The 22,673-nt window shown below is 67.3% G+C and carries 26 protein-coding genes, 2 tRNA genes and 1 rRNA gene; 13 read left to right on the top strand and 16 right to left on the bottom strand.

Annotation, left to right across the window (positions count from 1 at the left end):
* Window positions 1-23: 23 nt before the first annotated feature.
* Together rrf and AC6I6X_RS21655 are read left to right on the top strand one after the other, a co-directional pair.
* Window positions 24-145: ribosomal RNA gene (gene rrf, locus AC6I6X_RS21660) — 5S ribosomal RNA — on the top strand.
* 286 nt (window positions 146-431) lie between these two features.
* Window positions 432-507: transfer RNA gene (locus tag AC6I6X_RS21655), tRNA-Cys, on the top strand.
* Window positions 508-611: 104 nt separating this feature from the next.
* Here AC6I6X_RS21655 and AC6I6X_RS21650 read toward each other — a convergent pair.
* The 6 genes from AC6I6X_RS21650 to AC6I6X_RS21625 all read right to left on the bottom strand — a co-directional run bounded on the left by AC6I6X_RS21650 (window position 612) and on the right by AC6I6X_RS21625 (window position 3,943).
* A complete protein-coding gene (locus AC6I6X_RS21650; protein ID WP_497932647.1) occupies window positions 612-875 on the bottom strand; it encodes a DUF8150 family protein in 264 nt (87 codons plus the stop codon).
* The gene (locus AC6I6X_RS21645) at window positions 853-1,455 is read right to left on the bottom strand and encodes a hypothetical protein (RefSeq protein ID WP_497932646.1); all 603 of its coding nucleotides are present in this window, start codon (window positions 1,453-1,455) and stop codon (window positions 853-855) included. The genes AC6I6X_RS21650 and AC6I6X_RS21645 overlap by 23 nt, the downstream gene beginning before the upstream one ends.
* Before the next feature lie 148 nt (window positions 1,456-1,603).
* On the bottom strand, window positions 1,604-2,404 hold the full coding sequence (locus tag AC6I6X_RS21640) for an SWIM zinc finger family protein (RefSeq protein ID WP_497932645.1): 801 nt from the start codon (window positions 2,402-2,404) through the stop codon (window positions 1,604-1,606).
* Between the two features lie 464 nt (window positions 2,405-2,868).
* Window positions 2,869-2,942, bottom strand: a tRNA-Lys gene (locus AC6I6X_RS21635).
* Window positions 2,943-3,048: 106 nt separating this feature from the next.
* Window positions 3,049-3,744, bottom strand: a complete 696-nt coding sequence (locus tag AC6I6X_RS21630) for a DUF7119 family protein (RefSeq protein ID WP_497932644.1) — start codon at window positions 3,742-3,744, stop codon at window positions 3,049-3,051.
* A gap of 58 nt (window positions 3,745-3,802) precedes the next feature.
* Window positions 3,803-3,943, bottom strand: a complete 141-nt coding sequence (locus tag AC6I6X_RS21625; protein WP_497932643.1) for a DUF8595 family protein — start codon at window positions 3,941-3,943, stop codon at window positions 3,803-3,805.
* 404 nt (window positions 3,944-4,347) lie between these two features.
* On the opposite strand from AC6I6X_RS21625, the gene AC6I6X_RS21620 reads away from it, so the two are divergent.
* The 10 genes from AC6I6X_RS21620 to AC6I6X_RS21575 all read left to right on the top strand — a co-directional run bounded on the left by AC6I6X_RS21620 (window position 4,348) and on the right by AC6I6X_RS21575 (window position 11,018).
* Window positions 4,348-4,842: a DUF892 family protein gene (locus AC6I6X_RS21620; RefSeq protein WP_497932642.1), complete on the top strand. Its 495-nt coding sequence runs from the start codon at window positions 4,348-4,350 to the stop codon at window positions 4,840-4,842.
* On the top strand, window positions 4,839-4,964 hold the full coding sequence (locus AC6I6X_RS21615) for a hypothetical protein (protein WP_497932641.1): 126 nt from the start codon (window positions 4,839-4,841) through the stop codon (window positions 4,962-4,964). Before AC6I6X_RS21620 ends, AC6I6X_RS21615 begins: the two co-directional genes overlap by 4 nt.
* 189 nt (window positions 4,965-5,153) lie before the next feature.
* Entirely contained in the window at window positions 5,154-6,614 is a 1,461-nt protein-coding gene (locus AC6I6X_RS21610; RefSeq protein ID WP_497932640.1) for a sodium-dependent transporter, read from the top strand.
* Window positions 6,614-6,934 carry a DUF8026 family protein gene (locus AC6I6X_RS21605; RefSeq protein ID WP_497932639.1) on the top strand — a complete coding sequence of 107 codons (321 nt, stop codon included), beginning with the start codon at window positions 6,614-6,616 and terminating at the stop codon, window positions 6,932-6,934. The genes AC6I6X_RS21610 and AC6I6X_RS21605 overlap by 1 nt, the downstream gene beginning before the upstream one ends.
* Window positions 6,935-6,979: 45 nt before the next feature.
* On the top strand, window positions 6,980-7,459 hold the full coding sequence (gene rimI, locus AC6I6X_RS21600; RefSeq protein WP_497932638.1) for a ribosomal protein S18-alanine N-acetyltransferase: 480 nt from the start codon (window positions 6,980-6,982) through the stop codon (window positions 7,457-7,459).
* A gap of 194 nt (window positions 7,460-7,653) precedes the next feature.
* Window positions 7,654-8,082, top strand: coding sequence for a DUF5810 domain-containing protein (locus AC6I6X_RS21595; RefSeq protein WP_497932637.1), 429 nt, complete (start codon window positions 7,654-7,656; stop codon window positions 8,080-8,082).
* 25 nt (window positions 8,083-8,107) lie between these two features.
* The gene (locus AC6I6X_RS21590; protein ID WP_497932636.1) at window positions 8,108-8,527 is read left to right on the top strand and encodes a DUF5809 family protein; all 420 of its coding nucleotides are present in this window, start codon (window positions 8,108-8,110) and stop codon (window positions 8,525-8,527) included.
* Between the two features lie 63 nt (window positions 8,528-8,590).
* Complete coding sequence (locus AC6I6X_RS21585; RefSeq protein WP_497932635.1) at window positions 8,591-9,847, top strand: cation:proton antiporter; 1,257 nt, start codon at window positions 8,591-8,593, stop codon at window positions 9,845-9,847.
* Between the two features lie 104 nt (window positions 9,848-9,951).
* Complete coding sequence (locus AC6I6X_RS21580) at window positions 9,952-10,563, top strand: NUDIX hydrolase (RefSeq protein WP_497932634.1); 612 nt, start codon at window positions 9,952-9,954, stop codon at window positions 10,561-10,563.
* A gap of 86 nt (window positions 10,564-10,649) precedes the next feature.
* Complete coding sequence (locus AC6I6X_RS21575) at window positions 10,650-11,018, top strand: rhodanese-like domain-containing protein (protein ID WP_497932633.1); 369 nt, start codon at window positions 10,650-10,652, stop codon at window positions 11,016-11,018.
* A 129-nt stretch (window positions 11,019-11,147) separates the two neighbouring features.
* Here the strand turns inward: AC6I6X_RS21575 and yciH are convergent, their stop codons facing one another.
* The 6 genes from yciH to AC6I6X_RS21545 all read right to left on the bottom strand — a co-directional run bounded on the left by yciH (window position 11,148) and on the right by AC6I6X_RS21545 (window position 16,594).
* Window positions 11,148-11,441, bottom strand: a complete 294-nt coding sequence (gene yciH, locus AC6I6X_RS21570; RefSeq protein WP_098725285.1) for a stress response translation initiation inhibitor YciH — start codon at window positions 11,439-11,441, stop codon at window positions 11,148-11,150.
* A gap of 95 nt (window positions 11,442-11,536) precedes the next feature.
* Window positions 11,537-13,792, bottom strand: a complete 2,256-nt coding sequence (locus tag AC6I6X_RS21565; RefSeq protein WP_497932632.1) for a transglutaminase TgpA family protein — start codon at window positions 13,790-13,792, stop codon at window positions 11,537-11,539.
* The gene (locus tag AC6I6X_RS21560) at window positions 13,789-14,859 is read right to left on the bottom strand and encodes a DUF58 domain-containing protein (protein WP_497932631.1); all 1,071 of its coding nucleotides are present in this window, start codon (window positions 14,857-14,859) and stop codon (window positions 13,789-13,791) included. The genes AC6I6X_RS21565 and AC6I6X_RS21560 overlap by 4 nt, the downstream gene beginning before the upstream one ends.
* A complete protein-coding gene (locus AC6I6X_RS21555; RefSeq protein WP_497932630.1) occupies window positions 14,856-15,836 on the bottom strand; it encodes an AAA family ATPase in 981 nt (326 codons plus the stop codon). Before AC6I6X_RS21555 ends, AC6I6X_RS21560 begins: the two co-directional genes overlap by 4 nt.
* Before the next feature lie 195 nt (window positions 15,837-16,031).
* On the bottom strand, window positions 16,032-16,226 hold the full coding sequence (locus AC6I6X_RS21550; RefSeq protein WP_250140794.1) for a cold-shock protein: 195 nt from the start codon (window positions 16,224-16,226) through the stop codon (window positions 16,032-16,034).
* A 125-nt stretch (window positions 16,227-16,351) separates the two neighbouring features.
* Window positions 16,352-16,594 carry a DUF7573 domain-containing protein gene (locus AC6I6X_RS21545; RefSeq protein WP_497932629.1) on the bottom strand — a complete coding sequence of 81 codons (243 nt, stop codon included), beginning with the start codon at window positions 16,592-16,594 and terminating at the stop codon, window positions 16,352-16,354.
* Window positions 16,595-16,806: 212 nt separating this feature from the next.
* On the opposite strand from AC6I6X_RS21545, the gene AC6I6X_RS21540 reads away from it, so the two are divergent.
* Window positions 16,807-17,001: a DUF8024 family protein gene (locus AC6I6X_RS21540; protein ID WP_497932627.1), complete on the top strand. Its 195-nt coding sequence runs from the start codon at window positions 16,807-16,809 to the stop codon at window positions 16,999-17,001.
* A 26-nt stretch (window positions 17,002-17,027) separates the two neighbouring features.
* On the opposite strand, the gene AC6I6X_RS21535 is transcribed toward AC6I6X_RS21540, so the two are convergent.
* From AC6I6X_RS21535 to AC6I6X_RS21520, 4 genes are all read right to left on the bottom strand, one after another.
* Entirely contained in the window at window positions 17,028-18,095 is a 1,068-nt protein-coding gene (locus tag AC6I6X_RS21535) for a 5,10-methylenetetrahydromethanopterin reductase (RefSeq protein WP_497932626.1), read from the bottom strand.
* Window positions 18,092-18,862 (bottom strand): coenzyme F420-0:L-glutamate ligase, encoded by a 771-nt coding sequence (locus tag AC6I6X_RS21530; protein ID WP_497932625.1) that lies wholly within the window; start codon window positions 18,860-18,862, stop codon window positions 18,092-18,094. Before AC6I6X_RS21530 ends, AC6I6X_RS21535 begins: the two co-directional genes overlap by 4 nt.
* Window positions 18,863-18,924: 62 nt before the next feature.
* Complete coding sequence (locus AC6I6X_RS21525; RefSeq protein WP_497932624.1) at window positions 18,925-20,625, bottom strand: hydantoinase B/oxoprolinase family protein; 1,701 nt, start codon at window positions 20,623-20,625, stop codon at window positions 18,925-18,927.
* Window positions 20,622-22,655 carry a hydantoinase/oxoprolinase family protein gene (locus AC6I6X_RS21520; RefSeq protein ID WP_497932623.1) on the bottom strand — a complete coding sequence of 678 codons (2,034 nt, stop codon included), beginning with the start codon at window positions 22,653-22,655 and terminating at the stop codon, window positions 20,622-20,624. Before AC6I6X_RS21520 ends, AC6I6X_RS21525 begins: the two co-directional genes overlap by 4 nt.
* Window positions 22,656-22,673 lie beyond the last annotated feature (18 nt).

Raw genomic sequence — 22,673 nt, 5'->3', positions numbered from 1 at the left:
GGTTCGATTCCGTGAGTCGGCGTTAAGGCGGCCACAGCGGCGGGGTTCCTCCCGTACCCATCCCGAACACGGAAGATAAGCCCGCCTGCGTTTCGGTGAGTACTGGAGTGGGAGACCCTCTGGGAAATTCGATTCGCCGCCACCACTCATACGTTACTCTGAGCCTCGCACAGCGACAGCTGTGTGGGGCTTTTTGCATGTCCAGCGTACCGAAACCGGCGTGCCGACGATTCAACTCCGCGAGTCGGTACCAGGTAGCTACAGCAGCGGCAGTCTCTCGAATTCGATCGCTTCCGATCGAACGGCGCCGTTCTCTCCGGTCCGTCTCGCTATCGTAGGGCGGAGTGGCTCGCCGCCGGCGATCGGATCACACAGCTACCCTCGCGCCGTACCGCTATGCTTAAACGAACGCAGTGACAACGTTGTACTGCGCCAAGGTGGCAGAGTCCGGCCGAACGCAGCGGCCTGCAGAGCCGCCCATCGCCGGTTCAAATCCGGCCCTTGGCTTTCACACGGTATCTTAAAGCCCAGGACGACTACGTCTTGGAAACTCCTCTTATTTCGAGACGCTGTGTATGGTTTCTGAGATGAATTTCCTGCGAGGAGATCGTCTATTTCGAATTGGCGTCGGACTCGTTGCTCGCGTCGAGGATTTCCGCCGCTACGTCTTTCACGTGCTGTTGGTGAGAAGCCGAGGTTCGTACGCTCTGAGCTGCATCGAGTTGGTCGTTGACGACGGCGTTCTGCTGTGGTCCCCACGTTTCGGGAGGCTCAGACTTGATGTATTCGACCCAGCGCTTGATGCCTTCGATGCGCCGCTCGCGGTCGCGGCCGTGCTTCGCGTCGAGGTCCTCACGCGCGTTTGAGTCGCTCATACTCGTCTTCGACGCCGAGTCGCGTTACCCACTCTTCGAGGCGGGGCATACTAAGACTTTCCTCGAAGAGTGTGTAGAGGTGGACCGCATCCTCGACGTCCTTCTGTGCACCGAGGTAGAGTTTGTACGCGATCTGGAGCTCTAACGGGCCTATCGGAACCGTCTCCCCACCGATTCGGGCCGTGATAGCGTTTTCGAGGGACGCGCAGTCGAACTCGTCGCGTGCGAACTTGACTTCGAGGTGCGGCGTGACCTGATCCGACGGCGCGACCCAGATGTTATCCCCGTTGTCGAGCATCTCGTACATCGATGTGAGTGGCATTGCCGGTCCCCAGAACCCTTTTTTGTCGAGCGTTTCTGCGAGTTCGGTTGCAGTCTCCTCGTCGATCTGTTCGATGAGGACATCGACGTCTTCGGTAGAGCGCGCCCGACCAGCGAGTATGGAGACGTACCCCGCGATGTAGACGTGCTTAATGTCAAATTGACAGATGATCTTGGAGAACCTGATCGCCAGCTCGTCGAGTTGGTTCGGTTCACGTTCGACGACGAGTGTTCCGTTTCGTAGCTCGATACCGCCCATAGAGGTTCGTTTGCGGGTGGGCGCATAAATCGTCGGGAGTCGATGGTCAACTCCCAAATCCGACTTCGATTCCAGTAGTTGGTGTCCTGCTCTAGGGATCGTTCGATACAGAGTGACCGAATCTTTTCTCGGGTGAGGGGCTTGACCGTCATCGTCGCTCTTTGAGATCGTCGATCGCTCGGTAGAACTGCTCGGTGTTAGCTGGATGCTCCGATGTCGCTCGGTTTTCTAGCACACCGATGTACTTCTCGAACTCGTCCTGGTCAGGATCGGCCGCAAGCACGCACTCGACGTATCCGTTGAGGGCGGACTGCAAGGTTTTGGCGTAGTGGCCGTACGCGGCGTCGATGCGGTCTTCGTTATCGTCGACGCCCTCGAACAGCGCGCGATAGACGGTCGCAGCTTCTAGGTAGCGCTCGTGCTCGTGGTACTGCTCAGCCAACTCAAAGAGATGCGAGAAGTCGACGGCGTCGGTGACGACCGGATGGGCCTGTGTCTGCTGGTCGAACAGTTGCTCGATTTCGTCGCGATACTCTTCGATAGATTTGCCGGTGTCACCAAAGCGCGCGAGGAACTGATCACGGAGATCCGGATGTTCGGCGAGTACGTCGCGTAGGAATACTCGGAGATCGTCGGTCGAGACGTTTTGGAGTACTGACTCCACACGTTCGCTCTCGTCTCGGGGTGTGTCGGCGGCGACGTCCAATAACACCGCGATAACGTGTTTGCATTCGCCAGCGCCATCGTAGGGACACGTACACCGGGCGTAAATGGTCTTTTCTCCCCGTTCGACGGTTACGTCGTATTGAGACGATCCCTGCACGACGGCGGTGACCACCTCGTCGAATCGTTCGATTCGCCGGATGTGTCCCTCGTCGCGGTACTTCTGCCCCCGGTCGAACACGGGATCAGCACACCGATTTCGGATAGTCTTTTCGTCGATGTTCATTCGTCGAGGAGTATTATGGACCTGAGGTCGTTTTGTTCCCTCGTCGTGTGGATGGCCTCCACCACCGTCAACCGCCGTCCCCGTATCAGTAGTGCCGCGCTCTTGGATTGACCCGTATCTGGGCTTGAGGTACGGCTACCCCCGAAATTAATTTCATCTCAACCCTTATACTATATAAAACACTGTCTTAACTCGGATCCTTGGCTTTTTCGAGTGGCAATTCGCCGTGAGTCGATGCGACGCCCAGAAATGCTCGCTACGCTGTGCCTTTCTGGTCTCCTTCAGATCGCTCGTGGCCGTTTTGACACTCACGAGTTCGTTCGCGGCAAAAGCGGGCCGGGCGCGATTTGAACACACGGTCGATCGCTTCCTCGCTCACTCCCTTCGCGAGACTGCGCTCTCCCTGCGGTCAAATCCCGACGTTCCGTTGCCTGTCGCTCACGGACTTGTTCGCGACAGGAAAGCGGGCCGGGCGCGATTTGAACACGCGACCGTCTGGTTAAAAGCCAGACGCTCTGCCAGACTGAGCTACCGGCCCTGCGATTCGTACTATCGGTGAGTAGGGGTTAAACGTTTCTTTCTCCGTTGCCCGCGAGTGTCCGTGACAGCGACGGATGTCGGTACGTGCCGTGCCCCTGGGAGGCTCACTGGAAGTACTCGTCGAGCGCCTCTGTGACGATCTCGCCGGGTTCGACGCCGTCGATCGAGGCGCGCCGCCGGAGATCGCGGTAGCGCTCCGGCGAGAGCGTGACCTCGAGTCGCCCGAGTTGCACGCCGTGGTCGGCGAGTGCTCGCCCGATCGGCGTCCCGTCGTTGACGGCGCTGGCGACGCTCCGGACGTCCCGGACCGTGAGGTCGCCGTCGAGGGCCGCCCAGGCGAGCAGGAGGCGCGCTTCGCCGCCCACGCGGGCGATGTGTTTGGCGGCGGTCGGCGCGATCTGGCCGAGTGCGACCTGTTTCCGGACCGATCGCGGCAGGTCGTGGACCCGGGCCCACTTGCGGATGAACGAAACGGAGGCGTCTCCGCCGGCGCGTTCGGCGGCGGCCTTGTAGGAACCCTCGCCACGGACGAGTGCGGCCGAGGCGGCGGCCCCGCGGAGCATGTAGAGGTGATCGTCGGCGGTATCGTCGGCGGCGAACTGGCGGACGGTCTCGGCGGCGTCCGCGACGCTGTCGGGATCGGTGGGATCGAACTGGACGGCCTCCCGGGCGTGCGGACCGGTGACCGATTCGTCGCCCCGGATGACGGGTGCGCCGACCGGTGATTCGCGGTCCGTCGGGATCGATCGATCGGGTTCGTCGCGGTCGGTAGATCGATCACCGGAGCGGTTGTCGGTCATGGTCGTTCAGTACGTGTCTCGGAGGCAAAAGAGTCGCTCTCGTGGCGAATATCTCGGCTCACTCGTCGCGCTGTTCGGCGAGATGCTCCCAGATCTCCGTGCAACCGGCCCCTTCCTCGACGTCGTCGAGGTGGGCGTCGTCGCGCTCGGTCTCGTCCTGTCCGGCGGCCAGCGGCTCGCATTCGGCTGCGTCAGTCATCGGTCGCTGTTCGGTCGGCGAGCGCATAAGTGACGCTTCGCCCGCAAGGGATACCCCTGCTCGGTCGTAGGGGTGAGTGATGCCGCTATCTCGGACGGCCGGGGATGCCGAGGTTCCAGCAGAACGGCCCCGTGCGGGTCAGCCGTAGTTCGGACCTCAGGGACGGTGTGAGACGGACGATCGGCCCGGCAAAAACGGCCGGTAAGTGGGGCGACCGAACGCCCGCTCCCGGCCGTCGTCGTGTCGGCGTTCGTAGAGACGGAGGCGAAATTGGCCCCCTTGCGCCGGCGATTGCGCCACGCTGTGGCTCCGGCGCGCTCGGATCGGATCGCGTGCGGCGTGACCTGCCGTCGCAGGCTCGCGACTTTTTCTGGCGACGCGTGAACGAGGCTCGTGGTCACAACATGAGCATGGATACGATCCAGGACCTGTTCGAGCACGGCCTCGAGGACCTCTATCACGCCGAGCACCAGCTCCTCGACGCGCTCGAGGACCTCGAGTCGAACACCGAACGAGACGAGATCGCCGCTGCGTTCGCCGAACACCGCGAGGAGACCCAGGGGCACATCGATCGCCTCGAGGAGGTGTTCGAGATGTTCGGCGAGCCACCCGAGAAAGAGGAGTGTGAGGGAATCGAGGGGCTCGTCGAGGAGTACGAGGAGTTCACCGAGGAAGATCCGTCCCAGGAGGTGCTCGACTACCACAACATGGCGGCGGCCGAGAAGACCGAGCACTACGAGATCGCGGCCTACGGCAACCTGATCCCGCTCGCGGACCAGCTCGGAATGGACGAGGCGGCCGACGTCCTTGAAGAGAACCTCCGGGAAGAGCAAGAGGCCCTCGACGAACTGAAGGAGCTCACCGAACAGTTCGAGATGGACGCGATCCCCGCGGAGTGATCCCGGCGGCCGACTCCAGCGACGACGCGGAAGACCCCGATACCCAGTACGGCGGCACCGAAGACCAGGAGCCGACGACGTCGATCGCCGACGGAGACGACGGGAACGCGGACGAGGAGTGAGGCACCGTCGACGACGAGAACGCGCTGAAGCGCGAGCTGTCGATCGACTCCCGGCCGATCGCTTTCGTCCGGCGGTTCGAGCGCCGTCGTCGATTTTGTGGTCGGAAATCGGTCATTACTGCTGTGTTTCATGATGGCAGGTAACACATATATAGGTCCCTGCAGGTGGTGTGGCCGATGTGAGTCGATATGGCTGACGTACCAACGAAAACGGCACGGGCGGAGTGGGGCACCCGGTTCGGGTTCCTGATGGCCATGATCGGTGCGATGGTGGGTGCCGGGAACATCTGGCGGTTCCCGTACGTGATGGGGAACAACGGGGGCGGCGCGTTCGTCCTCGCGTTCCTCACGTTGCTGTTCGTCCTCGCAGTTCCCGGACTGATGGCCGAAGTCGCGCTCGGTCGGTACACGAACAAGGGCGTCATCGGGGCCTTCCGCGACGTCGTCGGTCGCGGCGGCATGGTCGGTCTCGGCGTCGTCGTCTTGCTGGTGAACATCGCACTGATGTCGTACTACTCGCCGGTGATCGCGTGGACCCTGTACTACGCGGTCCACTCGCTGCTGTTCACCTTCACCGCGGCCGGCTTCGAGGCCGAACCGTTCATGAACAGCCTCTTCGGCAACGCGGCGCTGATGATCGGTCTGCACACGATCGTGATGGGGTCGATCGCCGCGGTGCTCGGACTCGGTATTCGCCGCGGCGTCGAACGGATCGTCGTCTACGCCGTGCCGGCGCTCGTATTCGCGCTCCTCGTCATGGTGATCCGCGGCCTGACGTTAGACGGCGCGGCCGACGGCCTCGCCTTCGCGTTCACGATCGACTGGGCGTACCTGACCTACAGCCAGACCTGGATCGCCGCGCTCGGGCAGGCGCTGTTCTCGACCGGTCTCGGTTGGGGGATCGCGCTGACGATCGGCAGCTACCTGCGCGAGTACGACGACGTCCCGCTCGGCGGCGGCGTCTTCACGGCGATCGGCGAGTCGAGCGTCGGTATCCTCGCGGCGCTGGCCATCTTCCCGATCGTCTTCGCCGTCGGCGTCGAACCCGACGCCGGTGCCGGGCTGGCGTTCGTCTCGCTGGTTCAGGTCTTCCCGGAGATTCCGTTCGGCGGCTTCGTCGGCATCCTGTTTTTCGTCGGCTTCTTCCTCGCGACGTTCACCTCGGGCCTGCTGATCACCGAAGTGAGCGTCACGACGATCTCCGAGGAGACGCGGCTCAGTCGGACGCAGACGGTGCTCGGCGTCTGCGGCGGGATCTGGCTGCTCGGCCTTCCGAGCGCGTACTCCGTGGAGGTGCTGGACTACCTCGACTTCGTCTTCGGCAACTGGGGGCTACCGCTGGCGACGCTCATGATTCTCGGCGTCATCGGCTGGGTGATGGGTCCCGAGCGACTCCGCCTGCTCACGGTCAACCGAAACGCCGGCGTCCACGTCGGCCGCTGGTGGAACCCCGTCATCAAGTACGTGATCCCCGCCGTGATGATTTTCATCATGGCCTACTTCGCGTGGGAGAACCGCGGCACCCCCGAACTGTACGGCGGCATCGCGGTGATCGTGCTGTTCCCGATCATCGGCTACGCGATCATGTCCGTCGTCGAGGGCAGACGCGGCCAACCAGAGACCGCGGAAGTCCCCGGAGGTGACGACTGATGGCGGCGCTCTCGGCCGAGGTGATCGGGATGCTCGCGTTCACCCTGCTGGCGTTCTACGGCGTCGCGGGGTGGGCGCTCGTGCGGACCCTGCGCCAGGAAGGCGAGAAGGTCGAAATCCTCGAACACCAGGACCGGATGGACACCTACTCGCCCGAGGCGCTCGCCGAACTCCGCGAGTGGGTCGAGGAGAACCCCGACGATCCGCTGGTCGACGACGCACGCAGTCAGTACAACGAGTGCGTCGAGGTGCTCAGGCAGACCGATCGACACTTCTACGACTGGTCGGACGCCGAAATCGAGCGACTGGAGACGGTCTGAGTCGCGACGCGTAGTTCTTTTATCGCTCGGTGTGTACCTTCGCCCGTGACACTCCCCGCGTCGGGTTCGAACGGGAACGAGGGCCTGTCGATCCGGCCCGCGGAACGCGCAGACCTCCTCGCAGTCGTGCGCATCGAGAACGCCTCGTTCTCCCAACCCTGGCCGTACGACGCGTTCGAACGGTTTCTCGGCGAACCTGGCTTTCTCGTGGCGATCCGCGACGGTCGCGTCGCCGGCTACGTCGTCGCGGACGTGACCGAGAACTTCGGCCGCGACCTGGGCCACGTCAAGGACATCGCCGTCCATCCCGCCCATCGTGGCTCGGGAATCGGCTCGGCGCTCCTCTCGCGATCGATCGGCGTCCTCGCGGCCCAGGGCGCCGGCACGGTCAAACTCGAGGTCCGGGAGTCCAACGAGGGTGCGAAACGCCTCTACCGGGAGTTCGGCTTCGAACCGCTCCGGCGGGTGCCGGGCTACTACGACAACGAGGAGGACGCGATCGTGATGCTCCGGAAACTGGACTGATACGGATTGCTGTACCGATGTACCGGCGCAACCGCGATCCGGGCGGCGGTTGCGCCGGAAATGACTTACAGTAAACCGTATGACGCCCGATCGGCCGTCCCGCATCGATCGGGTTCGTCGATCCAGGTCGGCGGCGATCGATTTCCGCGATTCGGGACGGGGAGGTTTTACAGCGCGCGCACGTACCCGCGGGTATGGGATACGCCTGCCCGGTCTGCGACGCCGAACAGGCCGACGCGGAACACCTCGCGAACCACCTCGCGGTCACCGCCGCGCTCGGCCGGGCGGACCACCGTGACTGGCTCGCGGAACACGCCCCCGACTGGGCCGACCGCGGCCCCGAGGACCTCGGCGCGATCGTCAGCGAGTACGCTCCCGAGATCGAGACGCCCGAATTCGAGTCGGGCCACGGCCACGAGCCGACGTTCGAGGACGAACTCGCCCGGCAGAGCCGTGGCCCCGGACGCGGCGCGCTGACGAGCGAGGCCGAGGGCGTCCTCGAGGAGGCCCGGGAACTGACCCGACGGATGCAGGCGGGGGACGCCGAGTCCGACGACCCCGACGGAACGGACGGCGAACCGGACCCGGAGTCGGAGACCGGAAACGGAAACGAAAACGCGTAACTCCCCGTCGGCCGACCGGTCGCGTATGGACACGGTGGGAACGCTCAGTTTCGAGTCGGCCGCCGAGGCGCGCGATCGGTACGAGTCGATCGGCCCCGCGGCGCAGACGGTCGTTCGCGAGGTCGCGAAGGCCATGGAATTCGATCGCGAGGAGTACGACGAGCGCGTCACCGGCGCGGTCGTCGAGACGGCCCGGGACGCGCTCTTCGCGAGTCTGCTCGAAGTCCGGGTCGGCTCCCGCGAGGAGTACGACGACTGGCGCGAGACGTACGACGGCGAGGTGACCGAGGTCGGTAACGAGAACGTCGATCGCGTCGTCTGGCACGCCGGCCCCGACGGAGCTGCGGTCGCGGCGACGTTCCAGAACGAGACGGACGCGGCGATCGCGACGTTGCGCCGGCAGGCGTTCGGGCGGCTCTATCGCGACCTTTTCGAGGATTCGTGAGGACGTGACCCCTCGGCGGGTGCCGCTCGACGCTATTTATCACTGGCTCCTGTAGGGCCGGCTATGGTCGAAGCCGTCGGCATCGATCTCCTCAACCTCCTCCTGGTGCTGACGCTCGCGTGGCTCTTCGGGCTCGCGGTCGAGCGAGTCGGCTATCCGGCGCTGATGGGCGAACTCCTCGCGGGGATCGTCTTCGGGCCGGCGGTGCTCGGGGTGTTACACGGTGGCGAAGCGATCGACGTGCTCGCGGAACTGGGCGTCTTCTTGCTGATGCTCTACGTCGGCATGGAGGTCGACCTCCACGACCTGTTCGAACTCGGCCCGCAGTCGCTGATGGTGGCGTTCGGCGGTTTCGTCGTCCCCTTCGGACTCGGCTATCTGGTCGGCGGGGTCATCGGGGCGACGACCGGGCAGTCGCTGTTCGTCGGCATCGCGATGGCGGCGACGTCGCTGGCGACGAAATCGCGGATCCTGGTCGACCTGGATATCCTCGATACGCGCATCGCGGGCGTCCTCCTCGGCGGCGCACTCCTGTCGGACGTGGGCGTGATGGTCGTGTTCGCCGGCATCATGAGCTTCATCGAAACGGGTGACGTGACCATCGTGGGCCTCGGACTGGTGGCGGGGAAGGCGTTGCTGTTCTTCGCGGTCGCGCTGGCGATCGGCGATCGTTTCTTGCCGTACCTCTGGGGACGACTCCAGGTGTGGATGGAACGCCACGAGTTCGTCGACAAGACCTCCGCGTTCACGATCGCGCTCGTGGTCGCGCTCGTCTTCGCCTTCTTCGCGGCGCTCGCGGATCTGCACATGATCATCGGCGGGTTCGTCGCCGGGCTGTTCCTGCGACAGGCGGAACTCGAACGGGACATCTACGAGCACATGTACGACGTCATCTACGACCTGGCGATGGGCTTTTTCGCGCCGATCTTCTTCGTCTCCGTCGCCTTCGAACTGACGCTCGACGTGTTCACGCAGCGGCTGGACTTGCTCGTGCTCGTCCTCGTGGTCGCCTTCGTCGGCAAGATCGTCGGCAGCTGGCTGTTCGCCCTCCCGACGAAACTCTCCTCGAAGGAGGGGCTCGTGATCGGCTTCGGGATGAACGGCCGCGGGACCGTCGAGATCGTTATCGTCACGGTCGCGCTGTCGGCCGGCATCATCGGCCAGGAACTGTTCTCGGTGCTCGTCTTCATGGCCATCTTCACCACGACGCTCGTCCCGCCGACCGTCAAGTGGGGCGTCGACTGGCTCCGGCGGGCGGACGAACTGGTCTCGACGGACGGAATCCTCCTCGACACCGACTCGGACCCCGGCGACTCCTGATCGCCGGTCGACCGCGCCACCGATCGCTCGGCGGCCGACGCCGTCGGTCCTCGGGATCGCCCGAAGCGGCACCTATTACAGTCGCGGCCGAGAGACTTCATCCGATGACCGTACCCGACGACTGGGACCTCCGCGAGGAGGTTCTCGAGTACGAGACGCCCTGGTACGACGGGGGGTACGACCTGCTCGAACAGCCCGACGGCACCGAGAAACGCTACTACTGGGCCGACCTCCCGCCCGCGGTGGTCGTGGTGGCCCGGATCGACGCCGACGTGCTGGCCGGGACGATCGGCGACGAGGTAGGAGAGAGAACCGGCGACGAGACCGGGAGCGCGGACGGCGACCGCCTGCTCTTCGTCGAACAGTTCCGGCCGACAATCCGCGAGACCCACCTCGAACTCCCCGCCGGAATCGTCGAGGACGGCGAGTCCTACACGACGGCGGCCGCGCGCGAACTCGAGGAGGAGACCGGCTTTCGCCCCTCGAGCACCGCGCTCCTCCAGGAGTTCGCCGTCGCGACCGGCGTCCTCCGGCACGATCGCGGCGTCGTCTACGCGGAGGGGCTCGAGCCCGGCAAGCGCGAACTCGACACCAACGAGTTCCTCTCGGTGACGACGGTGCCGGTCGCCGACGCGCTCGATCGGGCCCGCGAGCAACCGGCCAACGACTCGACGCTGACGGCGCTGTTGCTGGCCAAAGAGGAGGGCCTGCTCTAACCCGCGCCGGGTCCGATCCGGTCGGCGGCGATCGGCCCCGATATCCACCCGTGGGCTTATTCTTTCGGGGTTCGAACGGGGACCTGATGGATGGCGAAATCTCCCCGTCGGAGGTCAAGGAACTCCTCGAGGACGACGCGGACGTACGGATCGTCGACATCCGCGACGAACGAAGCTTTCGGTACAGCCGCATTCCCGACAGCGAGAACGTCCCGTTCGACGAACTCTCGCGCCGGATCGAGGACCTCGAGGGCGCCGACCACATCGTCACCGTCTGTCCCCACGGCAAGGCGAGCGTCCAGGCGGCCAGGCTGATCGGGTCCTACGAGGGTACCGCCGACGCTCGCGTCGAGAGCATGGAAGGCGGCCTGGAGAAGTACGGCATGCAGTTCGGTCTCGTCGGCGACGAGGACGCCGAGGCCGAGTCGACCCCGGACGCGGAGTCGCCGTTCTAGCGCGGGACTGTCCGGTTCGATCGACGAGCGACCGGCTTCGAGGGCGTCGATCGGCGGAAAAACGGGCGTCGGTCGCGGCGTGATGCGTGGCGGCCGTGGTTCGGAAGTCGTCTCAGATCATCGCGGGCATCAGGCGACGTTGAAGCCGCGGTCCCGAAGGAACTCTTCGATGCGGCCCGTGTGGTTGCCCTGCAGTTCGATGTGGTCGTCCTCGACGGTCCCACCACAGGCGAACTTGGACTTGAGATCCGACGAGAGACTGTCGAGATCGACGTCCTTCGGATCGAATCCTTCGACGATCGTTACCTCTTTCCCGTATCTGCGCTCGTCAATGCGGATGTTGAGCTGTTGTTGGCCCTTGGCCACGTCCTCGCAGACGCAGAGTTCCTCGGGCAGCCCGCACGTCGAGCAGACTTCCGACATTACGTTCGCCCGTACGAAATGAGCATATTAAACACTATCGGGACCCAGGCGCCGTCGCGTGGTTCTTTTTCAGTGTGAGGTGAATGAACCGGTCCTCACCGATCGCCCAGCACCGGGAGTCGATCGCGAACGAGGTCGTCGACGATCGCGATCGCCGCGTCCGCCGTCTCGCGATCGACGCCCTCGCCGTAGGTCGCCCGCTCGTACGCCCCGACGACCCGTTCCGTGCGGGGATCGAGGTCGTCGTACTCGCGCCGGAGCGCAGCCGCGTATTGCCGGCGCGACTCCGATCGGCGACGCGGCCGGTACTGGTGTGCGAGGAGTCGGTCGAGTCGGCGGTACGCGATCCGGGCGTCCTCGTCCGGGTCGTCCCGCCGCCGCTGCCAGATGAGCTGGAGCCCTCGCCGTGCCCGGGTCGTCGCCCTGGTCCGATGAGCGCCGGCTGCCATTCCGACGAGCACGATCATCCCGAGCGCGGCCGTCTCGCGCGTGATCGGGACCGAAACGGTCGCGTCGTCGTCGTCATCTGTTCCGTCGGCCCCGTCGGTGCCGGGGTCATCCGGCGGATCGGTTCCGTTGGTGTCGTTGGGGGTCGTCCCGTTGGTGTCGTTGGGATCGGTCTCGTTCTCGTCGGGCGTCTCGTTCGTGTCGTCCCGGGGGTCGTCGGGGGTCGACTCGTCCTCGTCGTCGTCGATCTGGACGTCCTCGCTGGCGTCGGTGTCGACGTTCTCCTGCCCGTCCTCGCGGGCCTGCTGGAGGCGATCGGTGTGGGCCTCCTCCCGGGCGTCGCCCGGGGTCGGATCGAACGCGACCCAGCCGTGGTCGGGGAAGTAGACCTCGACCCACGCGTGGGCGTCCAGTCCGCGAACGACGTAGGTGTCGTCGTCGACCTGCTGGCCGGTCGTGTAGCCGGTGACGTACCGGGCCGGAATGCCCTCGGTCCGGAGCATCTGGACCATCGTGGTCGCGAAGTAGACGCAGTAGCCCTCGTCCATCTCGAACAGGAACTCGTCGGCGACGTTGCCCTCGGGCCGATCGACCTCGAGTGAGTAGTTCTTCGAGGATCGCAGGTGCGACTCGATCGCGACGGCCTTGTCGTAGGGGGTCTCTGCGTCGCCGGTCACCTCGGCGGTCTGCTGTTCGAACTGGCTCGACGTGCTCTCCGGAAGTTGCAGGTAGTCGGACGCCTGGTCCGGGTAGTCCGTTCCGGCGGTCCGTAGCGTCGCCGGATCGCGCTCGACCGCGGCGCTCTGGACGACGTAGCTGTCGCCCTCGCGCAACTGTTCTTCGGGGCGGGGCTGGCCGTGGACGGAGACCGTCGTGGACCGGGCGATTTCGCCCTCGATCGCGACCGGCTTCGGGGCGGTTGGCATGACGCCGAGGGCCGTCTCGGCGGTGACGCGTTGCGTGACGCTTTCGTACTCGCCGGGCGGCGTCCCGAGGTCCCCGTCGTATCCCCTGTCGTGGCCGGTCCTGACCCACTCGTCGCCGGTGAACCGGTCGTAGACCCCCGTTCGCCAGTAGGACGGCTGTTCGGAGGTGACCGTGAACCGGACCTCCGGCGAGAGTTCCACGTCGCCGCCGATCGCGGACTGTTGGCTGGCGGAGTCGAGCGTTCCCTCGAGCGTGCCGGCACTGCTCTGGCCGCTAAACGCCGGGCTGGTCGCTTCCCCCGGTACGAACGTGACCGTCAGCGAGAGGACGACGATCACCGCGACCAGCACCGCGAACAGGTCCGCCTGGGCGATCGAGCCACCCCGACGTTCGAGTTCGCCGAAACCGATCGCGCCGACGGCCCCGAGGGTCCCGAGCAGGACGACGGGCGTCGCGGCGTCCCCGGTCAGCACCAGAAAGAGCAGGGCGAAGCCGCCGGGGACGACGCTCAGGTCGTACCGGCCCCGGAGCGCGAGGTACCAGGAAAGGAAGACGGGACCCGGCGCGTACACGAGCGCCCAGACGTCGGCGGCGACCATCCGGAGCAGGGGGAGGCCGGTCGCCAGCGCGGCGACGTCGGTGAGCAGTTCGTCTAGCTCCGAAAGCACGGTCCCGATCTCGACGCCGGCCGTCGAGAAGTAGAACCAGAAGCCAACGAGGGCGACGACCGCCGTGGCCCCGATCGCGGTCCGGGGCCGGATCGTTTCGGCGAGGACCGTCGCGGCGACCAGCATCACCACGACGAGCAGGAGGAGCGTCTCGGTGCCGCCCACGACGCGGGTCACGTCCCGCAACACGCTCACGTACGACGCCGTCAGCACCAGGAGACAGCCGAGCGCCAGCACCCGGAACGTTCCGGCGTCGATCGCCCCCTCGGCGTCCAGTTCGATCGTCCGATCGCGGGCGTCGGTACTCATGCGGTCACCCCCGACGAGGAATCGTCGTCCGTGCGTCTCCGGTCCGTCGGTTCGGTTCGCGCTCGTTCGTTCCGGTTCCCGTCCCCGCCGTTACGGCCGCGGAGCCGATCGAACGGAATCGCGTGGTCGTCGACGATGACCCGCGTCCCGTTCGCGTCGGCCTGGACGAGCACGTCGGCGGTCGCACGCGTTCCCTCGTCGAGTTCGCCCGCCTCGACGACGGCGAGTAGGCGGAGGAGGTCGTAGTGGTGCTCCTGTCCCGATCCCGGCGGGTGCGCTTCCGCCGGCAGCGTGACGCCGACGTCGACGCCCGCTTCGAGCAGGTAGGTCGAAACGCTCGCGGCCGCGGTCGCCAGGTCGTCGACCCGCGTCGGGGTACACTCGGCCGCGACGATCGCCGACCCGGCGGCGTCGTTCTCGACGTACTCCGTGACGACCAGTTGGTCGTCGGGGCGCTTGGCCGCCGACTTCCAGTGGACGTCCCGCAGGGAGTCGCCGCGCTGGTACTCCCGCAGGTGGTCGAACTCCTCGCGATCGGGCCGCGTCGCCACGTCGGCGAGCAGGTGCAGGTCTCGACCGGCCCCGCCCCGGAGGTCGCGGATGGGCGGATAGACCAGGACCGACGCCGTCTCCTCGTACTCGAACCGGCGTTCGACGAGGCCGAAGAGGTCGACGATGTAGATCGTCAGGGGCCCGACCCGGTGGTCGCCGCGCTCCTCGAGTCGGACCTCGTAGCTGAACTCGCTCTCCCCGTCGAGGGTCGTCGCCGCGACCGATCCGGTCGCGGTCAGACTGTCGTCGACGGCGTCGCGGACGGTCGCCGACACGGCTCGCTCCGTCTCGATCGTCGTCTCGACCGTCCGGGTTTCGCCGACGAACCCCTCGGCGACGCCGCCCCGCCTGACGCGCGGCCGATCCGCCAGCGCGGTCGTGAGCAGGCCCGCGACCAGCACGACGATCAGCGGCGTGACGACGGCGTTCAGCGCGCGGGGCCCGTACTGCCATCCCATCGCGATCGACCCGACGGTGACGACGACGACCGCCCAGCCACGGCGCGTGAGCCTCATGGGACGGGGACGTGCTCGAGCGCGTCCGCGACGACGCCGGGTCCGTCCCGGTCGCGGCTGTTCGTCTTGATCCGGTGGGCGAGGACGAGCGGTGCCTCGGTCGCGACGTCGTCCGGGATGACGTAGTCTCGCCCGTCGGTGACGGCGCGGGCCTGGGCGGCGCGCAACAGCGAAATCGTCCCGCGGGGACTGACGCCGATGTGGGCGTTCTCGCGGGTGTACCCGACCAGGTCCGTCGCGTACTCCCGGACCGGGTCGTTCACCCGGATCCCCGCGACCGTCTCGCGTGCGCGGACGATCGTCTCGAGGTCGGCCACCGGTTCGAGCGAGTCGATCGGGTGGTGACCGACCGTCCGGCCGAGCATCTCGGCCTCCTCGTCGGGGTCCGGGTAGCCGAGCGTGAGTTTCTTCATGAACCGATCGAGTTCGGCGAAGGGCAGGTCGTAGGTCCGGTTCGGTTCGACGGCGTTCTGGGTCGCGATGACGACGAAGGGGTCGGGTAGCGGTCGGGTGTCGCCGTCGACCGTCACCTGCATCTCCTCCATCGCTTCGAGCAGGGCGGCCTGGGTCTTGGGCGGGGCCCGGTTGATCTCGTCGCCGAGGACGATGTTGGCGAAGACCGGTCCCTCGTTGAACTCGAACTCGCGGGTCTTCTGGTTGAATACGTTGACGCCCGTGACGTCAGTCGGGAGCAGGTCGGGGGTAAACTGGACCCGCTGGAACGTACAGTCGATCGACGTCGCGATCGATCTGGCGAGCATCGTCTTCCCGACGCCGGGGACGTCGTCGAGCAGGACGTGGCCGCGGCCGAGGATGGCGGTGACGACGTGTTCGATCGCCTCGTCGTGGCCGACGATCACGCGGGAGACGTTGGCCTCGATTTCGGTACAGAGATCGGCGACGGTCGATACCGGGAGGGCGTCGTGTTCGGGAGTTGCCATACCGCTCGTGTTCGGAGGTGGCGTGGAATCGGTCATAGCTGAATCAGGCGGGGAACTCGGCGGCGCTGCTGTTGGTACGGAGTGAGCGTTGCCGACCCATATGCTTTGTGTCGTTTCGAGTGACTGTTCGCACGCCTAACGGGTGGTCACGTGACAGCGGTTCCGGCCGACTCGCGAGTGCCGCGGCTCGTCGGTTCGACGATCGGAAAACGATACCCCCTTCGGACCGGCCTAGAGCCGTTCGACGTTCTCCGCGCGCGGCCCCTTCTCGGCCTCGACGATGTCGAACTCCAGTTCCTGACCCTCCTCCAGGTCGGGCCCGCCGACGTCTTCCATGTGGAAGAACACGTCCTCGTCCGCGTCCTCGGTCTCGATGAATCCGTAACCGCCAGTGTCGTTGAAGAATGCGACCGTACCTTTCGCCATTGCAGGCCTATAGAACCACCTCGAAGATATAAATGTTCGGGAGAATACCGTCGATCGGCCCCGAGAAGCGCACCGTTACCGCCAGCAGCCGGCGATTACCGGATCCGAGTGGGAACGCGGGTCGGTCACCAGTCCTTGCACTCGGGGCAGACGAACGCCCCGTCGTCGCGCCAGACCCGATCGGCCGCGCGATCGCAGCGCGCGCAGGTGTACTCGCCCCAGGCGTAGGTCGACAGCGGCGTACCGGCGCGATCGGCAGTCGCGTCGTCGCCGCTCGCGTCCGTGTCGCGGGCCCGATCGTCCGTCTCGTCGGTCTCCGCTTCGGCCCCCGACGAGGTAAACTCCGAGAGCGTCGCGTCGTCGGTCATGCTCGACGGTACGGACAGCGGCGGCTTAGAGGCACCGACCACCGTCGCGGCCCGGTTCGCGCCACGATCGGGTATCGATCGACGCCACAATCCGGTATCGATCACCGCCGAGACGCCCACCACCGATCGCACTGATCGACGAGCGCCCACCGCCGCAGTCGGGGCTGGCACGGACCGGCACGGCCAAGTAGCACCGGTAACAACCCCTGGACATGGACACCGTCACACCGCTGAACGTCATCGTGGACAACATCGTCGAGATGGTCGAACTCTTCAGCGACGTCGCGATGGGCGACGGCCTCGCACCGCTTCTCGTCCTGATGGGAACGCTGCTGATCGTCTTTTCGGTCGCCGTCTTCGGTGCGCTCACGCTGGGCGCCGTCGGCAGTCTCTTCACCTCGAGCTAGTCCGGATCGAACGGTTGCGCCGATTCTCACGCCTGCGTTGCGCTCGCCAGCGCTTCGCTCGCCATTTCGATCGCGTCCTCGAGATCCGGTCCGAGCGGCGAACCGACGACGATGCCGTCGACGTATTCGAGCGCGGCCGCGAACCGATCGGCGACCTGGTCGGTCGTCCCCGCGATGCAGAAGGCGTCGATCATCGACGGCGTCACGCGGCCGAACGCCTCGTTCAGTTCTCCCGCCTCGAGCGCCTCGCTGACCGCGCTCGCGGCCTCGCGATCGATGTCGTGGCGATCGAGCACCGGCTCGGCCGCGCCGCCGACGATGAACGCGACCGGCGGGCGGGCGGCCTCGCGAGCGGCGGCCTCGTCGCCGGCGACGCTCGTGCTCGCGAAGGCGAGCGACTCGAAAGAGTCCTCTCGCGGGTCGCTCCGTTCTCCGCTCGACCGTTCCGAGACGCCTCGCGCCTCGCGTTCGGCAGGTCGCTCCGCCAGCCCCTGCTCGATCTGTCCCGCGGCCCACTCCAGGTCCCGCGGGTGAGCGGCGTTGACCAGCACGCCGTCGGCGTGTTTCGCGCTCATGCGGAGCATATGCGGCCCCTGTGCGCCGACGTATACCGGGATCTCGGTGGGATCGAGGTTGAGCGAGGCGTCCCGCGCCGTGAACGTTCCCTCGTGGGTGACGGTCTCGCCCGCCCAAAGGTCGCGCGCGAGGTCGAACGTCTCGAGGACCCGCCGGAGCGGGCTATCGCGCTCGACCCCGAGGGTCGCGAGCGAGGACCGATCGCCCGCGCCGACGCCGAACACCGCGCGGCCGTCGCTCACCTCGTCGATCGTCGCCGTCTGCGCGGCGAGTTTGACGGGGTGGGTCTCGTAGGGGTTGACGACGCCGGGTCCCAGCCGGATGTCCGCCGTCGCGTCGGCCATCCGCGAGAGGGTGACGAACGGATCGCGGTTGAAGTAGTGACTGCTCGTAAAGGCGACGTCGAACCCCTCGTCCTCGGCCAGCGCCGCGAGCGAGGCGATCCGATCGGGCGGGTGTTCGGGAGTGAGTTCGACGCCCCAGGTCGGACTCTCGTTGCCCGGATGCGACCCGGTCATGGCTCGAACCTCCACTCGCGGAGCGCCTGCCGGACGAGGTCGTCTTCGACGTCCCGGAAGAGTTCGTCGCTCCCGTCGAGGTCGCCGAAGTCCCAGCCCCGGACGGCGACGGCGGGCGTTCCGCCCGCGCCCTCGCCGGTGACGAGGTTCGCCGCCGCCGCGAGTTCGTCGACGACGGACTGGACGGTGACGCCGAGTTCGTGGCCGTCGCGGTCGCGTTCGCCGCGCCAGTCGCGGCTCGCGGGCATCCCCGCCCAGCCGATCGCGACGCCGCGCTGACCGTGGCGGAAGGGCCGCCCGCAGGTGTCCGTGACGATCACCGCGACGTCCTCGTGGCCGCGCGCTTCGAGTCCGGCCCGAATCCGTTCGGCGCTCTCGGCCGGCTTCTTCGGCAGGAGGAGAACGTCGTGGTCGGGCACGTTCGAGCGATCGATCCCCGCGTTGACGGCGATGTGGCCGAAGCGGGTCTCGGTGAGCAGGAAGGGACGGTCGATCAGCACCTCGGTGCTCTCTTCTAAGACCGCCTGGGCGAACCGCGGGTCCTTCTCCTCGCCGGCCACGTCCTCGATCCGGCGAGCGATCTCCTTCGCGCGCGAACTGACGGGGTAGTCCTCGAGGTCCGCCGTCCGCCCCTCGGCCTTCGAGACGATCGTGCTCGCGACGGTGAGCACGTCGCCGGGGTCGAGGGTGACCCGATCGGCGACGAGGTCGGCGATGTCGTCGCCGGGACGGATCTCGGGCAGGTCCGTCACTGGCTCCAGTTCCATACCGGAAGGAGGGAAAGCGGCGTGAAAAACGCACCGTCACCGGACAATCGAGCCAGCGACGGTCACGGCTGGTCGTCCCGTTCGGTCACCGTGCCGGCCTCGCGATCGGCCTCGATCGCCGCCGGAGCGCGATCGTCGGGATCGCCGTGTCCGCCCCCGCCGGGCGTTCGGACCGTCACCGTCGTCCCCGCCTCGACGTCGACGGTCGTCTTCGCGGGGACCCGCTCGCCGTCGATCAGGTTCTCGCCGGTCGCGCCGTCTGCGCCGCCGGCGACGCCCTTCGGGGCGTGGCGACGGCGCTCCGTGAGCAGCGAGACGGTCGCGTCGGTCTCGACGGTGACCGATCGCTCCAGCCCCAGGCCGCCGCGGAACTCGCCCGCCCCGCCGCTGTTCGGCCGGAAGGCGTAGCGCTCGACGCGGAGGGGGTACTCGGTTTCGATCGACTCGACGGGGGTGTTGAGCGTGTTCGTCATGCCGACCTGGACGCCGTCCATCCCGTCCCGATCGGCCCGGGCGCCGAACCCGCCGCCGATCGTCTCGTAGTAGGTGAACGACCCGTCCCGCGCGCCGATGGTCAGGTTGTTCATCGTCCCCTGGCCCTGTGCCGGGACGCGATCCGGCGCGGCCTCGGCGAGGGCGGTAAAGACCACGTCCGTGACGCGCTGGCTGGTCTCGACGTTGCCGCCGACGACGGCCGCGGGCGGGTCGGGATTCAGGAGCGACCCCTCGGGCGCGTGGACGCTCACGGGATCGTAACAGCCCTGGTTCGGCGGGATCTCGGGGTCCGTGAGACAGCGCACGACGAAGTAGACCGCGCTCTTGGCCACGGCCAGCGGCGCGTTGAGGTTGCCCACGACCTGGTCGTCGGTGCCGGAAAAGTCGACCGCGATCCGCGCGCCGTCGATCGTCACCGCGACCGAAATCTCGACGTCCTCCTCCGTGACGCCGTCGCCCTCGAGGACGTCGACCGCCTCGTAGGTGCCGTCCGGGAGCGCACCGATCTCGGCCTCGATCCGCTCGCGGGAGTAGTCGATCACGGCGTCGAAGCCCGAGAGCGCGGTCTCGCGGCCGTGTTCGTCGAACAGCGCGGCGAGTCGGGCCTCGGCGCGCTCGTTCGCCGCCCGCTGTGCGCGGAGGTCGGCGCGGCGCTCGCGCGGGTTCCGGACGTTCGCCAGCACGAGCGATCGGACGTCGTCCCGGACCGCGCCGTCCTCGACGAGTCGGATCGGCGGCAGTCGCAGTCCCTCCTGGTAGATCTCCCGTGCGCCGGCCGGCATGCTCCCCGGGGCCATCCCCCCGACGTCGGCGTGATGGGCGCGGGAGACGGCGTAGCCGACGATCTCACGGTCGGCGACGTCGTCGCTTCCGTTGCCACGGTTCCGGCCGTCGGTTCCGTCGCCGCGGTCGCGTCCGGGCGCGATCGGCGAGACCATCGTCACGTCCGGCAGGTGGGTCCCGCCCGTGAAGGGGTCGTTGAGCACGAAGACGTCCCCCGGTTTCGGATCGCGCTCCCGCACGGCGTCGACGGCGGCGGGCATCGCGCCGAGGTGGACCGGGATGTGTTCGGCCTGGGCGATCAGCCGGCCCCTCGAATCGAACAGCGCGGTCGAGCAATCCCGGCGCTCCTTGATGTTCGGCGAGTACGCGCCGCGGATCAGGGTCTGGCCCATCTCCTCGGCGACGCTCTCTAGCTGGTTGCGGAGCACTTCCAGCGTTACCGGGTCGATTCGCGAGTCGGACCCGTCGGTCGACGGCCCGCTCATCGCTTCCCCTCCGCTCGTGACATCGCGAGCGTTCCGTCCGCGAGAATCTCGCCGTCCCAGGTCGGCGGGACCACGGTCGTGCTCTCCGGCTGTTCGAGAATCGCCGGTCCGGACAGCGTCGTGCCCGCTTCGAGCCGATCGCGATCGTAGACCGCCGTCTCCTGCGGTCCGGTGCCGGGAAAGTGCGCGACGCGACTCCCGAGGCGCGCGTCGCCCGCGCCGTCGTGGCGGACGATCGGCTCGGTACCGGGGACGGTCGCCGTCGCGCGCAGGGTGACAACCTCGATCGCCTCGTCCATCGCGTAGCCATAGGCCCGCTCGTGGGCGTCGTGGAACCGATCCGCGATCGCCGCCCGATCGACCCCATCCTCGACCGGAACGGTGAGTTCGAAGCTCTGTCCGGCGTACCGGCAGTCGGCCGCGCGCTCGACCCGCGCCCGATCGAGAGCGGAGGCGTCCGCGAGCACGTCGGCGACGAGGTCGTCGGAGACCGACTCGAGGCGGTCCACGTCCGCGGTTTCGAGGGCCTCGCCGACGGTTCGGGCGGCGTCGTGGCTCTCGTCGGCCGCGAGCAACCCGAACGCGGAGAGGACGCCGCCGGGCCGCGGGACGACGACCCGATCGACCTCGAGTGCCGCCGCGAGTGCGGCGGCGTGCATCGGTCCTGCGCCGCCGAAGGCCACGAGCGCGAACGCCCGCGGGTCGTGGCCCCGTTCGACGGTGACCGATCGGATCGTCCGGGTCATCGTCGCGTTGGCCACCCGGTAGACGCCGCGGGCCGCCTCGAGCGCACCGTCGAGGCCGGCCTCGTCGGCCAGCCGATCGAGCGCGTCGTGGGCCGCCGCGACGTCGAGGGTCAGTTCGCCGCCCAGCGCGGTCTCGGGGCCGATGAATCCCAGCACGACGGTGGCGTCCGTGACGGTGGGTTCGGTCCCGCCGCGGCCGTAACAGGCCGGTCCGGGGTCCGCACCCGCCGATCGCGGGCCGACCCGGAGCGCGCCGCCGGCGTCGATCCACGCGATCGAGCCGCCGCCCGCGCCGACGGTGTTGACGTCGACCATCGGCGTCCGGATCGGCAGCCCGTCGATCTCGGCGTCGGTCGTCCGTTCGGCCCGCCCGCCCCGGACGAGGCTCACGTCGCTCGACGTGCCGCCCATGTCGAAGGTGACCAGGCCGTCGACGTCGGGGTCGTCGACGGTCGCCGCGGCGCCGACGACGCCAGCCGCGGGACCGGACAGCACCGTCGTGACGGCGTGCTCGCGCACCGTCTCGGCGTCGGCGATGCCGCCGTTCGCCTGCATGATCCGCGGTGCCGGAATCCCCGCGTCCGCGGCCTCGTCGACCAGTCGCCCGACGTAGCGATCGATCGTCGGTCGGACGTAGGCGTCGACGGCCGTCGTCGACGTGCGCTCGAACTCGCGAAACTCCGCGAGCACCTCGTGCGAGACCGAGACGGGACCGTCGAGTTCGTCGCGGAGCGTCTCGGCGACGATCGCCTCGTTCGCGGGATCGGCGTAGGCGTGGAGCAGGCAAACGGCGACGGCCTCGACGTCGCGCTCGCGCAGGGTCGCCGCGAGGTCCCGTACCGCCTCCGGATCGACCGGCCGCTCGACGCCGGCGGTCGTCGTCCGTTCGTCTATCTCGAACCGCCGTTCGCGAGGGATCAGCGGGTCGGGCCGTTCGGCGTCCAGGTCGTAGAGGGACGGCCGGTCCTGGCGGGCGATCGCGAGGACGTCCCGGAATCCCTCGGTGGTGACGAGCGCCGTCCTCGCGCCGTCGCGCTCGAGCAGGGCGTTGACCGAGACGGTCGTCGCGTGGGCGAAGTCGTCGATCGCGGCCGGTTCGATGCCGGCGCGGTCACAGGCCTTCTCGATCCCGTCGAGCACCCCGACGTGCTGGTCGCCAGTGGTCGGCACCTTCGCGGTGTGAAGCCGATCGTCGACCGAGAGGGCCACGTCGGTGAACGTCCCCCCGACGTCGACGCCGATCCGGACCGCGTCGCCTGCCGTTTCGCGCTGGTCACTGGTCATCGATGTCCTCCCATTCGT

It is taken from the genome of Halosolutus sp. YCN4, from assembly GCF_059736495.1.
The sequence above is the reverse complement of the archived record's forward strand: the minus strand, read 5'-3'. Positions and strand labels throughout refer to the sequence as shown.